We start from the raw sequence: 14380 nt of genomic DNA on the forward strand, positions 1-14380 counted from the left end.
ATATTATTACCAGGAGGGAACATACATGAACATTTACGTGCTAATGAAAAGAACTTTTGACACTGAGGAAAGAATCTCTGTCCAAGGCGGAAAAATCGCTGAAGACGGTGCAGAATTCATTATCAACCCTTACGATGAGTATGCAATAGAAGAGGCAATCCAGTTAAAGGATGCTCACGGCGGAGAAGTTACAGTCATTTCTGTTGGAGATGAAGAAACTGAAAAGCAGCTTCGAACTGCGCTTGCAATGGGAGCTGACAAAGCAGTTTTAATTAACATTGAAGACGACGTTGATATGACAGACGAATTTTCGATTGCGAAAATTTTATCTGAATACCTGAAAGATAAAGAAGCAGATTTAATTATTGGTGGAAATGTCGCGATCGATGGCGGTTCAGGGCAAGTAGCACCACGTGTTGCAGATTACCTGAACATTCCTTATGTAACTACAATTACAAGCATCAAAATAGATGGTGAAAAAGTAGAAATCGTGCGTGATGTAGAAGGGGATTCAGAAACAATTGAAACGTCACTGCCACTTCTTGTTACTGCTCAGCAGGGACTGAATGATCCACGATACCCATCACTTCCAGGAATTATGAAAGCAAAGAAAAAGCCGCTTGATGAAATTGAGCTCGACGATCTTGACTTAGAAGAAGACGATGTAGAACCAAAAACGGAAACTGTTGAAATTTATCTTCCGCCGGCAAAAGAGGCTGGACGCATTCTTGAAGGTGAAGTTGACGACCAGGTAAAAGAACTGGTTCAATTACTTCGCACTGAAGCAAAAGTAGTCTAATCGATATCAACTAATTATTCAGGAGGTTTAACTGATGAGCAAAAAAGTACTTGTATTAGCAGAAACTAGAGAAGGTTCATTAAGAAACGTATCATTTGAAGCGATTGCAGCTGGTAAGACAATTGCTGACGGTGGTGAAGTAATCAGCGTATTGATCGGACATGGAATTGCTGAAGTTGCACAGGAATTAGTGGCATATGGTGCTGACCGTGTGATTACTGTTGAAGATGCGAAACTCGAGCAGTATTCTTCGGATGGCTTCTCGCAGGCTCTACTTGCTGTCATTGAGCAGGAAAATCCTGAAGGCATTGTAATGGGTCACACAGCACTTGGTAAAGATCTTTCGCCTAAACTTGCCAGCAGATTAAACAGCGGTCTTGTGTCAGACGTAACAGCAATTGAAGCTGACGGAGATTCACCAAAATTCATCCGCCCGATTTACAGTGGAAAAGCTTTCGAGAAAAAAGTAATTAAAGACGGACTAACTTTCATTACGATTCGCCCTAACAATATCCCGGCACTTGAGAAGGAAGATGGCCGTTCAGGTGATGTCTCTTCTGTAAGCGTTGACATTACTGACCTTCGTACAATTATTAAAGAAGTAGTAAGAAAAGCGACTGACGGTGTTGATCTGTCGGAAGCAAAAGTAATTGTTGCGGGTGGACGCGGCGTGAAGAGTGAAGACGGATTTGAACCTCTTAAAGAGTTAGCAGACCTTCTTGGCGGAGCAGTAGGAGCTTCCCGTGGAGCGTGTGACGCTGATTATTGTGATTACTCACTCCAAATCGGTCAGACTGGTAAAGTCGTAACACCTGATCTCTACATTGCATGCGGAATCTCAGGCGCAATCCAGCACATGGCTGGGATGTCGAACTCTAAAGTAATTGTAGCGATCAATAAAGATCCGGAAGCAAATATTTTTAAAGTAGCTGACTACGGAATTGTGGGAGACCTGTTTGACGTACTACCATTACTAATCGAAGAGTTCAAAAAAGTTAAGGTATCATAATTTGGTGTAAATTAGGTTAAAATATATCATAAAATTTAGAGTGAAATATAGTGCAGCGAAGCGTAAGATGGCGACTCCGGGACGATTAGAGGGAAGTTGAGACCCCGGAAGGCGAAGCCTGAGGAGGCTCAACAACCTCCGTCCGGAAAGCGTCCGTCTGAAGCATAGCGATACGATTGTTAGAGCCTGACACTTTGTCTTAGGCTCTTTTCAATTCTCAGGCAAAAACGTGGAAATACAATATACTCCCTGCTATACTTTCATTATATTCGCATTCAACAAGGAGGAATTTTAAATGGCAATTGCACACGCAACTGATCAAACATTCGCTACTGAAACACAAGAAGGTTTAGTACTGGCAGACTTCTGGGCTACTTGGTGCGGACCTTGTAAAATGATTGCACCAGTTCTTGAAGAACTTGATACAGATATGGGAGACAAAGTTAAAATCGTAAAGCTTGATGTTGATGAAAATCAGGAAACTGCAAGCAAATACGGCGTAATGAGCATCCCAACACTAGTCGTTTTTAAAGACGGAGAAATCGTTGACAAAGTTGTAGGTTTCCAGCCGAAAGAAGCATTGGAAGAACTGCTGAACAAACACGCATAATAATGAAGCCGGGCCATGTGCCCGGCTTTTATTATGATTTTGCTTCTGAATTGAGTAAAATATAGGTAATATGCGTGCAGGAGGCTAATGAAATGAAAGATCAACTTAAACATAAACTTGCAGTCCTTCCTGACCAGCCTGGTTGTTATCTCATGAAGGACAGACAAAGTACGATTATCTATGTAGGGAAAGCAAAAGTGCTTAAAAATAGAGTCAGATCTTATTTTACGGGTTCCCATGATGGAAAAACCCAGCGACTCGTTTCTGAAATTGAAGACTTTGAATATATCGTGACTTCATCCAATATGGAAGCGCTCGTTCTCGAGCTGAATCTGATAAAAAAACATGATCCGAAATACAATGTCATGTTAAAGGACGATAAACATTATCCTTTCATAAAGGTAACTGCTGAGCGACATCCAAGACTGTTAATTACACGGAAAGTAAAAAAAGATAAAGGGAAATATTTTGGTCCTTATCCAAACGCTCAGGCTGCGAATGAAACGAAAAAGCTGCTGGACAGAATGTATCCCTTAAGAAAGTGCAGAACAATGCCTGATAAAGTTTGCCTGTATTATCATATGGGACAATGTCTGGCGCCATGTGAGTTCAAAGTAGAGCAGAGTACCTACCGACAAATGACAGAAGACATTTCCCGTTTTCTAAACGGCGGGTTTAAAGAGGTTAAAAAAGATCTGAAAGTAAAAATGGAAAAGGCAGCCGAAAACCTTGAGTTCGAAAGGGCGAAAGAGTTCCGTGATCAGATCGTTCATATTGAAGCAACAATGGAAAAACAGAAAATGACGATGAATGACTTTACTAACAGGGATATATTCGGCTATGCAGTTGATAAGGGCTGGATGTGTGTACAGGTATTTTTCATTCGTCAGGGTAAACTGATTGAGCGTGATGTTTCACTTTTTCCAATTTATGATGACGCTGAGGGAGAGTTTTTATCATTCCTTGGACAGTTCTATATGAAACCGAATCACTTTATACCTAAAGAAGTACTGATTCCTCAATCAATTGATCAAACCATGGCAGAAGAACTTCTCGAAACAAATGTACGGCAGCCGGTCAGAGGGCAGAAGAAAGACCTGGTGAATTTAGCTGCTAAAAACGCTTCAATTGCATTAAAAGAAAAGTTTGCATTAATCGAGCGTGATGAAGAAAGAACGATTAAGGCGGCTGAAAATCTCGGACAAGCCATGAATATCTACACTCCATACAGAATTGAAGCCTTCGATAATTCAAATATTCAAGGTTCAGACGCTGTCTCAGCGATGGTCGTCTTTGTTGATGGTAAACCTGCCAGAAAAGATTATCGTAAATTTAAAATCAAGACGGTTCAGGGGCCGGATGATTATGAATCAATGAGAGAAGTCGTGAGAAGAAGGTATACAAGAGTGTTAAAAGACGGTCTTCCACTTCCTGATTTGATAGTAATAGATGGCGGGAAAGGTCAGATCGAAGCTGCTAAAGAAATTCTTCGTCATGAACTTGGTCTGGATATCCCGGTTGCAGGTCTTGCAAAGGATGAGAGACATAATACTTCCCAGCTGTTATTCGGGGATCCTTTAGAAGTTGTACCGCTCAATAGACGCAGCCAGGAATTTTATTTTATGCAGCGCATACAGGATGAAGTGCACCGGTTTGCCATTGCATTTCACAGACAGCTGCGCGGGAAAAATTCCATTCAGTCAGTGCTTGATGATATAGATGGAGTAGGACCTCAACGTAAGAAACAGCTGTTAAAATATTTCGGCTCGGTAAAAAAACTGCGTGAGGCGACACTTGAAGAAGTGGTCAAAGCAGGAGTGCCTTCTAAAACAGCTGAGAAAATCATTGAAAAATTACAGGAATAACATTGCTGCCAAAAACTACTCATGCTATAATGATTGACAATTAAACACTTTATTTAAAGTGGTGATAGAGGTGCGGACGCAAAGAGTACCGCTGTTGAGGGTGATGAACCCCTTTGATACAGCGTGAAAGGTGCGGATCGCCGAAGCAGAAAATCATTCATCAGATTTTTTGCTGGTTCTGTATTTAAAAAATGCAGGGCTGTCAGAGCTGTAATGCTTTGGAGAGCTATCTCACCTGTGCGATTCAGATGATTTTGTCTGTACAAAAGCAATGGGGAGACTTCTTCCTGTTGCTTTTTTTGTTGTCGCAATTGGCTGAGAAATAATGTAAGAGAAGAGGAACATAAAGTGGGAATCATCGTTCAAAAATTTGGAGGAACATCAGTCGGGTCTGTTGAGAAAATACACCATGTTGCAAACAGAGTCATTTTGGAAAAAGAAAAAGGAAATGATGTGATTGTGGTCGTTTCTGCCATGGGTAAAACAACTGACGAGTTAGTGAGACTTGCAGGTGAAATGACATCACGACCTGAGAAAAGAGAAATGGATATGCTGTTGACTACCGGAGAGCAAATGTCTACTTCTTTGCTGGCAATGGCGCTTCAAAACCGAGGTTATAAGAGCACTTCTTTAACAGGATGGCAGGCAGGAATTCGAACTGAACCTGTCTTTAGTAACGCCAGAATTACTGATGTAAAAACAAATCGCGTGACAACTTTACTTGATGAAGGAAGGGTTATTGTTGTAGCAGGTTTTCAGGGAATGGACGAAAACGGTGAAATTACAACGCTTGGACGTGGAGGTTCCGATACGACTGCCGTAGCGCTTGCCGCTGCTTTGAATGCTGAGAGATGTGACATATATACAGACGTGGACGGCGTGTATTCTACAGACCCTCGTTATGTGAAGGGCGCCAGAAAACTAAACGGGATATCTTATGATGAAATGCTTGAGCTTGCTAACCTCGGAGCTGGTGTCCTGCACCCGAGAGCTGTCGAATTTGCCAAAAACTACGGAATTAAACTGACAGTAAGATCAAGTATGGAAGAAATAGAAGGAACGTTAATTGAGGAGGATGCACCAATGGAAGAGCATTTAGTCGTAAGAGGCGTAGCATTTGATAAAGAAATTGTAAGAATGACAGTCGTTGGTCTTGAAAATGAGCTGACAGGTTTTCCGGCGGTCTTTTCAATTCTAGCCCAAAATCATATCGATGTTGATATTATTATTCAGAGTAAGCTGGATACAGGTAAAGTGAATCTTTCCTTTTCCATCAAAGAATCTTCATTAGAAGAAACGCTGCAAATACTTGCCGATTATAAAGAAAAGATAGGCTATCAGGAAATTGAACACGAAACGAATCTTTCCAAAGTGTCAATTGTCGGATCCGGCATGGTTTCCAATCCCGGGGTCGCTGCACAGATGTTCAGCGTGCTGGCAGAGCAGAAAATTCAGGTTAAAATGGTCAGCACTTCTGAAATTAAAGTTTCAGCTGTTGTGGATACAGACAATATGATCAAAGCAGCAAATGCAATTCATGAAAGCTTCGGTTTAAATAAACACACTGTAGAAGTTTAAAAATCAGCAGGTTCCGATTTTCAGGAACCTGCTGTTATTTTGTCATTTATTCTGTCCGGTTTTTCGGGATGGCAATATGTAAGGGTCTTTCTGATCCCATTTCAGCTCGATTTCCACAAAGTTTTTTTTATTTCTGGTGTAAACAGCCTCAGTCTGGTATTGCTTTATCATCGCGATCTGTTCAGCGATAAATCCTGCTTCTAAAGTGAATACAGGATCATGATGATGAATTCTTTCCATCACCACATTTCCGGAAAGTTCAAAGTGTATCTCTTCACCTTTTTGTTTTACGATAGAGAGGTCTCCCCACTCTGCACGATCAAAAAATGAAATGATCTCACCTTCATTTTTGCATTCATAGCTTCTGGCTAGTTTTTTGCCGGCCCAATATAAAATATCTTTTGTATGGCTCCCTAAAAGATCCGGTATCAGTTCATCCCTGATTAACCGGTAGCCAAATAAGTCCTGGGTCGTTTTTTCATTCTCACTCATTGCTTACCGAACCTCACTTTCAATCTCTTAATTATAAAGTGTAAGTAGATAAAGTGTAAGGTCAAAAAGAGATTTTATAGTGAAATCGGCAAATTGTCACATAGAAGAGCAGTTTTTTTGAAATAATAAATTGTGAAAAATGATTTTGTGGACGTTTTGTGAAGTTTCCATACGTTTTTGGCAGCTCATCACTCATTTTACTTTGGGGATTGTATGATAATATTTTGAATTGTTTTTATGTATACGTTTTCTTGACGCTCCATTAGTAGAGGAGTACAATAAATTTGTCACATAAATGTTATACTGTGCGAAATTTTTGCTGAATCTATCATTCTAGGGAGTGGATTTCAGCAGCTTTACTTATTTAAGAGGGGGTTACATTCGATGGCGGAAAATCGAGAGTTTTATTGGAGGAGGCTGCACTCTTTGCTGGGTGTTATACCAGTAGGGATCTTCCTGATTCAACATTTAGTTGTCAACCATTTCGCTACTAGAGGCGAACAGGCTTTCAACGATGCAGCTCATTTTATGGAAAGTTTACCATTTAGAATTTTCTTAGAACTATTTATTATCTTTATCCCATTATACTTCCACGCAATTTACGGGGTATACATTGCTTTCACAGCCAAGAACAATACGAGACGTTATGGAACACTTCGTAACTATATGTTCTTCCTGCAGCGTATCACAGGTGTAATTACTCTGATCTTTGTCACATGGCATGTGTGGGAAACAAGGATTCAGGCAGCACTTGGAGCAGATGTTAATTTCGGCATGATGGAAGCAATTCTGGCGAATCCATGGATGGTTGCTTTTTACATACTTGGAGTCGTATCTACAACATTCCACTTTGCTAACGGGCTATGGTCATTTATGGTCAGCTGGGGAATCACTGTGAGCGCTCGTTCACAGAAAATCTCAACGTATGCAACTCTAGGCATATTTGTTGTACTGACAATCATTGGTATCCGTTCAATTCTTGCATTTGTTTAATAAAAAGAACTTTCAGCTGCAATAGGCAGCTTTTGATATCAGTAAGGAGAGTGACAAAATGAGTAAAGGTAGAATTATCGTTGTAGGTGGCGGACTAGCCGGCCTGATGGCAACGATTAAAGCAGCTGAAGCAGGAATGTCAGTAGACCTCTTCTCGCTTGTACCTGTAAAACGATCACACTCTGTTTGTGCCCAGGGCGGTATAAATGGAGCAGTTAATACAAAAGGAGAAGGAGACTCTCCGTGGGAACATTTTGATGACTCGGTTTACGGTGGGGACTTCCTTGCAAACCAGCCTCCTGTAAAAGCAATGTGCGATGCAGCACCGGGCATCATTCACCTTCTTGACCGTATGGGTGTTATGTTCAACAGAACGCCTGAAGGACTTCTTGATTTCAGACGTTTTGGAGGAACACAGCACCACCGTACTGCATTTGCTGGTGCTACAACTGGACAGCAGCTGCTTTACGCTTTAGATGAGCAGGTGCGCCGTCATGAAGTTGCCGGTCTTGTAACGAAATATGAAGGATGGGAATTCCTCGGTTCTGTTTTGGACGACGACGGCGTATGCCGCGGCGTTGTGTCACAAGACCTTAAAACCATGGAAATTAAGTCTTTCAAAGGTGATTCAGTCATCCTTGCTACAGGCGGACCGGGAATTATATTTGGAAAGTCTACAAACTCAGTGATTAATACTGGTGCAGCGGCATCAGTCGCTTATCAGCAAGGTGTGTATTATGCGAATGGGGAATTCATTCAGATTCACCCGACAGCAATTCCTGGTGATGACAAACTGCGTTTAATGAGTGAGTCAGCACGTGGAGAAGGCGGGCGTGTCTGGACTTACAAAGACGGTAAGCCTTGGTACTTCCTTGAAGAAAAATATCCTGCATACGGAAACCTTGTGCCCCGGGATATTGCAACACGTGAGATATTTGACGTATGTGTGCGTCAAAAGCTTGGGATCAATGGAGAAAACATGGTTTATCTTGATCTTTCCCATAAAGATCCTAAAGAGCTTGATATTAAACTTGGCGGCATCATTGAAATTTACGAAAAGTTCATGGGTGATGACCCACGTAAAGTTCCAATGAAAATTTTCCCTGCAGTACACTATTCAATGGGTGGTCTGTGGGTAGATTTCGATCAGATGACGAATATCCCCGGTCTTTTTGCAGCCGGTGAATGTGATTACTCAATTCACGGCGCAAACCGTCTGGGAGCAAACTCACTGTTATCATCCATTTATGGCGGTATGGTTGCCGGACCTAACGCAGTTAAATATATTCAGGGACTTGAGAAAACAGTCGAAGATATGCCGGAAGAAATCTACACTCGCTTTGAAAAGGAGAAACAACAGGAGTGGGATGAAATTATGGCAATGGACGGCGACGAAAACGCATATGTCATTCATAAAGAGCTTGGTGAATGGATGACAGATAACGTAACTGTTGTTCGTCACAATGACAAACTGCGTGAAACTGATGCGAAAATCCAGGAGCTTCAGGAACGTTTTAACCGCATCAATATTAATGATACGGCTAAATGGAGTAACCAGGGTGCAGTGTTTACGCGCCAGTTGAAAGGCATGCTTCACTTAGCACGCGTTGTGACAATTGGTGCACTAAACCGTGATGAGAGCCGTGGAGCGCATTATAAACCTGACTTCCCGGAACGTAATGACGAAAAGTTCCTGAAAACAACAATGGCGAAATATAATCCATCAACCAACTCACCGGAGTTCCATTTTGAAGATGTTGATGTATCACTAATTGAACCGCGTAAGCGCGACTACTCTAAGAAGAAAGGAGCAAAATGATCATGACAACTGCTACGGAAGAAAAAGTAATTAAGTTTCAAATTCACCGCCAGGATGATGAGAATGCTGCACCTTATTTCGAAGAGTTTGAAATTCCATACCGTGCGAATATGAATGTTATTTCTGCATTAATGGAAATCAGACGAAACCCATTCAATAAAAAAGGTGATAAAACAACGCCTGTTTCGTGGGATATGGGTTGTCTTGAAGAAGTATGTGGTGCGTGTTCAATGGTGATCAACGGTAAGCCGCGTCAGTCTTGTACGGCGTTAGTTGATCAGCTTGAACAGCCAATCAGACTTGAGCCGATGAAAACATTCCCGGTTGTGCGTGACCTCCAGGTTGACAGAAGCCGAATGTTTGATTCACTCAAAAAGGTAAAAGCATGGATTCCGATCGATGGAACTTACGACCTTGGACCCGGACCACGTATGCCGGAGAAAAAACGTCAGTGGGCGTATGAACTGTCTAAGTGCATGACTTGCGGCGTTTGTCTTGAGGCTTGTCCGAACGTGAACAGTAAATCTGACTTCATCGGCCCTGCGCCACTTTCACAAGTACGTCTTTTCAACGCACATCCAACTGGTGCGATGAATAAAAACGAACGTCTGCAGGCGCTGATGGAAGATGGCGGTCTTTCAGGATGCGGTAACTCACAAAACTGTGTAGAAGCTTGTCCTAAAGGCATTCCGTTAACAACGTCAATTGCAGCATTAAATCGTGACACAAACCTTCAAATGTTCAGAAACTTCTTTGGAAGCGATAAAGAAGTCTAAAATGAATGAACCAGATGCCACAGTGCATCTGGTTTTTTACTGTTCAAAACGCATTCTATTGTGTAAAATAAAAATGAATGATCATTCATTCGATGGATGAAGGGAGATGGCAGTGAATGAAAGTACCTTACATAAAAGATTTAAAAGAATGGAGAGCGGGGTTTGACTTTCACTACCCTGTGAAAGTCAGATTTTCAGAAACAGATTTATTTGGACATATGAATAATACTGTCCCTTTTATTTATTTTGAACAGGCAAGAATTGAATATTTTAAACATCTTGGCTTTATGCAGGATTGGATCGATCCTGCAAGTGACTCCATACCAGTAGTGGCGAATTTACAATGTGACTTTCTTAACCAGGCTTTTTTTGATGAAGAAATAAAAGTCTATGTCAAAGCAGACTCTGTTGGGAATTCATCTGTAGACATACATTATTTCGGAATAAATGAGAATGGACAGCCTGTTTTTTGCGGCAGAGGAACAATGGTACAGATGGCTAAAAAAACCGGCAAAGGCTTAAAGTGGACAGAAGAGCAGAAAGAATTATTTCTTGCTCCAGCTTTAAAATAGACTGCTGAACCCTCACTTATCAATCCTTTTATTCATACACTGAACAAACGGTGTTTTTGGATAAGGGGGAAGAGAGTGTGGCGCGGAGAACTTCAATTTTAACGAAAAGAGAACGGGAAGTCTTTATACTTTTACTTAAAGATAAGACGACTAAAGATATTGCTTCAGAATTATTTATCAGTGAAAAAACAGTTCGTAATCATATATCAAATGTAATTCAAAAGCTTGGAGTGAAAGGCAGATCACAGGCAATTGTTGAACTGCTGAGACTCGAAGAACTGTCCCTTTAACGAGGAGACAGTTTTTTTGTTTCTGTGCGTTTATGTAAATTTTCTTGATTATTCCCATTAAAAAAGCGACAATATTAGTATCACGAAACATAGGGAGTGTATGAACCGATGGAAACGAAAGATATACAGGAGCTTCATCCAAGAGAGGTTGTAGCAGATATCGAAAAAGACCTCCGCTATATTTCCGGACTGATCAAACAGAAAGGTCGCGAAATCCTTAGTCAGTATACAATTACTCCGCCGCAATTTGTGGCACTCCAATGGCTTTTTGAAGCAGGAGACATGACGATTGGCGAACTATCAAATAAAATGTATCTTGCATGCAGTACGACAACAGACTTAATTGATCGGATGGAAAGAAGCAACCTTGTGGTCAGAGTGAAAGATGAACACGACCGTCGTGTTGTCAGAATTCACCTTTTAGAAGAGGGTGAAAGAATTATTGAAGAAGTAATTAAAAAGCGTCAGCATGATTTAAGTGATGTTCTATCAGAGTTTACTGAAGAAGAAGTCTCTTCACTTGCGAAAGCGCTGAATAAATTACATGGAGAAATGAAATAAGAGTGAGGCGTTTTTCTTGAGTAGAGCAATAGGTGTAATGGACTCTGGTGTTGGTGGACTAACAGTTGCCAAAGAAATCATCTACCAGCTTCCAAATGAAAATATTATTTATTTAGGAGACACAGCCCGCTGTCCATATGGACCAAGAGATGAAGAGGAAGTCAGAAAGTTCACCTGGGAAATGGCTGAGTTTTTATACAGACAGGATATCAAAATGCTAGTGATCGCCTGTAATACAGCGACAGCTGCTGCGCTTGAAGAAATCAAGACTGCTTTTGATATTCCGGTCATCGGTGTTATCTCGCCGGGAGCCCGATCAGCAATTAAATACACGAAAAACAATTGTGTAGGGATACTGGGGACTGCCGGAACAATTAAAAGTGAAGCTTATGAAAAAGTGCTGCGCAGCTTAAAAGAAAGCATTCAGACCTTTCCGAAGGCGTGTCCGAAATTTGTGCCGCTGGTGGAAAGTGGTGAATATAACAGTTCAATGGCGAAAAAAATTGTAGCAGAGACACTAAGTGAAATGAGGCAGCACCCAATTGATACACTGATCCTTGGATGCACTCATTATCCACTGCTGCAACCTTTAATTGAACAATATGTTGGACAAACTGTAAAAGTGATAAGTTCCGGTGATGAAACTGCGAGAGAAGTAAGTGCGATATTGTCTTACCGTGGAGAACTGAATGCCCGTCACGAAAAGAAACTAAATGTTTTTTATACAACAGGTTCTTCTGTGATATTTGGACAAGTTGCAAGAGAATGGATGAACGATCACTCTCTGCTGGTTGAATCCGTAAAATTGCCGTGAGCTGATCACGGCTTTTGTCGTGTTACGAAAAAATTAGATGGAGTGGATAACTGTGAGACCCGATGGTAGAACAACTTCAGAAATGAGACATGTTAAAATCGAAAAAAATTATTTGATTCACCCGGAAGGGTCTGTACTCGTTTCTTTTGGTGACACAAAAGTCATTTGTACAGCAAGCATTGAAGAGAGGGTACCTCCATTTATGAGGGGGCAGGGAAAAGGCTGGATTACTGCTGAATACGCAATGCTGCCAAGAGCTACCGGACAGAGAACGATACGTGAATCTTCCAAAGGTAAAGTCAGCGGGCGCACAATGGAAATTCAGAGGTTAATCGGCCGCGCATTGCGCTCAGTTGTTGATCTCGATGCGCTTGGTGAGAGAACAGTATGGATTGATTGTGATGTTATTCAGGCTGATGGAGGTACGCGTACTGCATCTATTTCCGGAGCTTATGCTGCAATGGTGATTGCAATAGACAAAGTTGTTAAAGAAAAAGAACTGACTGTTTTACCAGTGAAAGATTTTCTCGCAGCCGTATCGGCAGGTATTAATACAGATGGTGAGGCAATTCTTGATTTGAATTATGCTGAGGATAGTACAGCGGATGTAGACATGAATATTGTCATGACTGGAAAAGGAAACTTCGTTGAGCTGCAGGGTACGGGTGAAGAAGCAGAGTTTACTCATCAGCAACTGCTTGATATGCTGAGCATTGGTAAAACCGGTATTGAAAACATCATTCGCAAACAGCAGGAAATACTCGGAGAAGAACTGACTGCACTCATTCTTAGTGGTGTAAAATAATGAAACCGATTATTATAGCAACGAATAATCAGGGAAAAGCGAAAGACTTTGAAAGGCTATTCAACCCGCTTGGTTATGAAGTGAAGACACTTACTGACTATCCTGAACTTGAAGAAGTTGAAGAAACAGGGACTACTTTTGCTGAAAATGCGGCTTTAAAAGCTGAAACAATTTCTAATCAATTGAAGGAAATTGTCATTGCTGATGACAGCGGCTTAATGATTGACGCGCTAAACGGTGAACCGGGTGTTTACTCAGCACGGTATGCGGGTGCCGATAAAAGTGATCAGAAAAATATTGAAAAAGTGTTATTAAAGATGGATGGGATCCCTAAGGAAAAAAGGACTGCCCGTTTCCATTGTACGCTTGCATTAGCTGAACCGGATAAAGATACATTGCTGTTTACGGGTGAAACTGAAGGGTATATTACTTTCAAACGAGCCGGCGAAAACGGTTTCGGCTATGACCCGATTTTTTTCACAGACATTTTTGGAAAAACGTTTGCCGAACTGACACATGATGAAAAAAATCAAATCAGCCACCGGGCAAAAGCACTCAAGAAATTGCAATCAAAGTTTCAGTGAGGTGATCATATGAAATTATTAGTTGTCAGCGATAATCATGGAGATGAAAATATTATTTCAGAAGTGAAAAATCGCTGGATTAGCAAAGTGGATTATATGTTACACGCAGGAGATTCAGAACTTCCCTATGCTTCAGAGACAATGAGTCATTTCACGAAGGTCAGAGGCAATTGTGATTTTGATTCATCGTATCCGGAAGATGCGCTGGTTGAATGCGGTGACAAAAAGGTTTTTATCACACATGGCCATCTGTATGGGATTAAGTCATCACTGGACAGAATCAGATATAAAGCAGAAGAGCAACAGGCTGATATCGTGATTTTCGGCCATTCACATCAACTTGGTGCTGAAATGACCGATCATATTCTGTTTTTGAATCCAGGCAGTGTAAGGTTGCCACGGGATCGGAATGAACCAACTTATGCAGTTGTGGAGATTGAGGGTAATCATGTAGAGGTCGTGTTCTATACGGATGAACATGAAAAACTGTTATCATGGGATGGATCTTTTTAGAAAAACCTCAAATAAAAAGGAATTGCGGGGATCCGGATGCGCTGATATCAAGGTGTTCGGACTCTCCTGCATCTATCCACCCGCATGATATTAGCCTGATTTAACTTATTTTAAAATAATATTTAAAAATGCGTTGACTTTTAATCAATGTATTAATATAATAATAAGTGTCCTTAACACAGACTACATATTGTCCCAGTAGCTCAGCTGGATAGAGCAACGCCCTTCTAAGGCGTCGGTCGGGAGTTCGAATCTCTCCTGGGACGCTATCAAAAACCTGTCCGTTACAATCCGTAACTG

Annotated in this window: 16 protein-coding genes, 1 tRNA gene and 1 riboswitch; of the genes, 16 read left to right on the forward strand and 1 reads right to left on the reverse strand. The window is 41.2% G+C overall.

Going from position 1 to position 14380, the window contains the following annotated elements; genetic code table 11:
• The first annotated feature begins 25 nt into the window (after positions 1-25).
• From E2626_RS09935 to E2626_RS09955, 5 genes are all read left to right on the forward strand, one after another.
• Positions 26-799 (forward strand): electron transfer flavoprotein subunit beta/FixA family protein, encoded by a 774-nt coding sequence (locus E2626_RS09935; RefSeq protein ID WP_134381601.1) that lies wholly within the window; start codon positions 26-28, stop codon positions 797-799.
• A gap of 34 nt (positions 800-833) precedes the next feature.
• The gene (locus E2626_RS09940) at positions 834-1808 is read left to right on the forward strand and encodes an electron transfer flavoprotein subunit alpha/FixB family protein (RefSeq protein ID WP_134381602.1); all 975 of its coding nucleotides are present in this window, start codon (positions 834-836) and stop codon (positions 1806-1808) included.
• 295 nt (positions 1809-2103) lie between these two features.
• Positions 2104-2418 carry a thioredoxin gene (gene trxA / locus E2626_RS09945; protein WP_041120966.1) on the forward strand — a complete coding sequence of 105 codons (315 nt, stop codon included), beginning with the start codon at positions 2104-2106 and terminating at the stop codon, positions 2416-2418.
• A gap of 92 nt (positions 2419-2510) precedes the next feature.
• Positions 2511-4283, forward strand: a complete 1773-nt coding sequence (gene uvrC / locus E2626_RS09950; RefSeq protein ID WP_134381603.1) for an excinuclease ABC subunit UvrC — start codon at positions 2511-2513, stop codon at positions 4281-4283.
• A 57-nt stretch (positions 4284-4340) separates the two neighbouring features.
• Positions 4341-4520, forward strand: a riboswitch (Lysine riboswitch).
• Positions 4521-4631: 111 nt separating this feature from the next.
• Entirely contained in the window at positions 4632-5861 is a 1230-nt protein-coding gene (locus E2626_RS09955) for an aspartate kinase (RefSeq protein WP_134381604.1), read from the forward strand.
• 42 nt (positions 5862-5903) lie between these two features.
• Here E2626_RS09955 and E2626_RS09960 read toward each other — a convergent pair whose 3' ends face one another.
• Positions 5904-6353, reverse strand: a complete 450-nt coding sequence (locus E2626_RS09960) for a YslB family protein (protein WP_134381605.1) — start codon at positions 6351-6353, stop codon at positions 5904-5906.
• 384 nt (positions 6354-6737) lie between these two features.
• Between E2626_RS09960 and E2626_RS09965 the strand changes: the two genes are divergently transcribed.
• The 11 genes from E2626_RS09965 to E2626_RS10015 all read left to right on the forward strand — a co-directional run bounded on the left by E2626_RS09965 (position 6738) and on the right by E2626_RS10015 (position 14346).
• Positions 6738-7346, forward strand: coding sequence for a succinate dehydrogenase cytochrome b558 subunit (locus tag E2626_RS09965; RefSeq protein ID WP_134381606.1), 609 nt, complete (start codon positions 6738-6740; stop codon positions 7344-7346).
• Between the two features lie 58 nt (positions 7347-7404).
• Positions 7405-9165, forward strand: a complete 1761-nt coding sequence (gene sdhA / locus E2626_RS09970; protein WP_134381607.1) for a succinate dehydrogenase flavoprotein subunit — start codon at positions 7405-7407, stop codon at positions 9163-9165.
• Between the two features lie 2 nt (positions 9166-9167).
• On the forward strand, positions 9168-9941 hold the full coding sequence (sdhB, locus tag E2626_RS09975) for a succinate dehydrogenase iron-sulfur subunit (RefSeq protein ID WP_134381608.1): 774 nt from the start codon (positions 9168-9170) through the stop codon (positions 9939-9941).
• A gap of 116 nt (positions 9942-10057) precedes the next feature.
• Positions 10058-10513, forward strand: a complete 456-nt coding sequence (locus E2626_RS09980) for an acyl-CoA thioesterase (protein ID WP_134381609.1) — start codon at positions 10058-10060, stop codon at positions 10511-10513.
• Between the two features lie 77 nt (positions 10514-10590).
• Positions 10591-10803, forward strand: a complete 213-nt coding sequence (locus E2626_RS09985; protein WP_134381610.1) for a helix-turn-helix domain-containing protein — start codon at positions 10591-10593, stop codon at positions 10801-10803.
• Positions 10804-10911: 108 nt separating this feature from the next.
• Positions 10912-11364 (forward strand): MarR family winged helix-turn-helix transcriptional regulator, encoded by a 453-nt coding sequence (locus E2626_RS09990; RefSeq protein ID WP_134381611.1) that lies wholly within the window; start codon positions 10912-10914, stop codon positions 11362-11364.
• A 16-nt stretch (positions 11365-11380) separates the two neighbouring features.
• The gene (gene racE, locus E2626_RS09995; protein ID WP_134381612.1) at positions 11381-12178 is read left to right on the forward strand and encodes a glutamate racemase; all 798 of its coding nucleotides are present in this window, start codon (positions 11381-11383) and stop codon (positions 12176-12178) included.
• 52 nt (positions 12179-12230) lie between these two features.
• Positions 12231-12983: a ribonuclease PH gene (gene rph, locus E2626_RS10000; protein WP_134381782.1), complete on the forward strand. Its 753-nt coding sequence runs from the start codon at positions 12231-12233 to the stop codon at positions 12981-12983.
• Entirely contained in the window at positions 12983-13567 is a 585-nt protein-coding gene (locus E2626_RS10005; protein WP_134381613.1) for an XTP/dITP diphosphatase, read from the forward strand. Before rph ends, E2626_RS10005 begins: the two co-directional genes overlap by 1 nt.
• 9 nt (positions 13568-13576) lie before the next feature.
• Positions 13577-14080 (forward strand): metallophosphoesterase, encoded by a 504-nt coding sequence (locus tag E2626_RS10010; protein WP_134381614.1) that lies wholly within the window; start codon positions 13577-13579, stop codon positions 14078-14080.
• A gap of 192 nt (positions 14081-14272) precedes the next feature.
• Positions 14273-14346: transfer RNA gene (locus tag E2626_RS10015), tRNA-Arg, on the forward strand.
• Positions 14347-14380 lie beyond the last annotated feature (34 nt).

This window comes from Jeotgalibacillus salarius (assembly GCF_004405125.1).
GTDB lineage: Bacteria > Bacillota > Bacilli > Bacillales > Jeotgalibacillaceae > Jeotgalibacillus > Jeotgalibacillus salarius.

Excerpts from the sequence above, each read along its gene's own strand:
- E2626_RS09990 (WP_134381611.1), top strand. The coding sequence starts at position 10,912 with ATGGAAACGAAAGATATACAGGAGCTTCATCCAAGAGAGGTTGTAGCA.
- E2626_RS09965 (WP_134381606.1), top strand. The coding sequence starts at position 6,738 with ATGGCGGAAAATCGAGAGTTTTATTGGAGGAGGCTGCACTCTTTGCTG.
- E2626_RS09935 (WP_134381601.1), top strand. The coding sequence starts at position 26 with ATGAACATTTACGTGCTAATGAAAAGAACTTTTGACACTGAGGAAAGA.
- E2626_RS09960 (WP_134381605.1), bottom strand. The coding sequence starts at position 6,353 with ATGAGTGAGAATGAAAAAACGACCCAGGACTTATTTGGCTACCGGTTA.
- E2626_RS09940 (WP_134381602.1), top strand. The coding sequence starts at position 834 with ATGAGCAAAAAAGTACTTGTATTAGCAGAAACTAGAGAAGGTTCATTA.
- E2626_RS10005 (WP_134381613.1), top strand. The coding sequence starts at position 12,983 with ATGAAACCGATTATTATAGCAACGAATAATCAGGGAAAAGCGAAAGAC.
- sdhA (WP_134381607.1), top strand. The coding sequence starts at position 7,405 with ATGAGTAAAGGTAGAATTATCGTTGTAGGTGGCGGACTAGCCGGCCTG.
- E2626_RS10010 (WP_134381614.1), top strand. The coding sequence starts at position 13,577 with ATGAAATTATTAGTTGTCAGCGATAATCATGGAGATGAAAATATTATT.
- E2626_RS09980 (WP_134381609.1), top strand. The coding sequence starts at position 10,058 with ATGAAAGTACCTTACATAAAAGATTTAAAAGAATGGAGAGCGGGGTTT.
- uvrC (WP_134381603.1), top strand. The coding sequence starts at position 2,511 with ATGAAAGATCAACTTAAACATAAACTTGCAGTCCTTCCTGACCAGCCT.
- sdhB (WP_134381608.1), top strand. The coding sequence starts at position 9,168 with ATGACAACTGCTACGGAAGAAAAAGTAATTAAGTTTCAAATTCACCGC.
- trxA (WP_041120966.1), top strand. The coding sequence starts at position 2,104 with ATGGCAATTGCACACGCAACTGATCAAACATTCGCTACTGAAACACAA.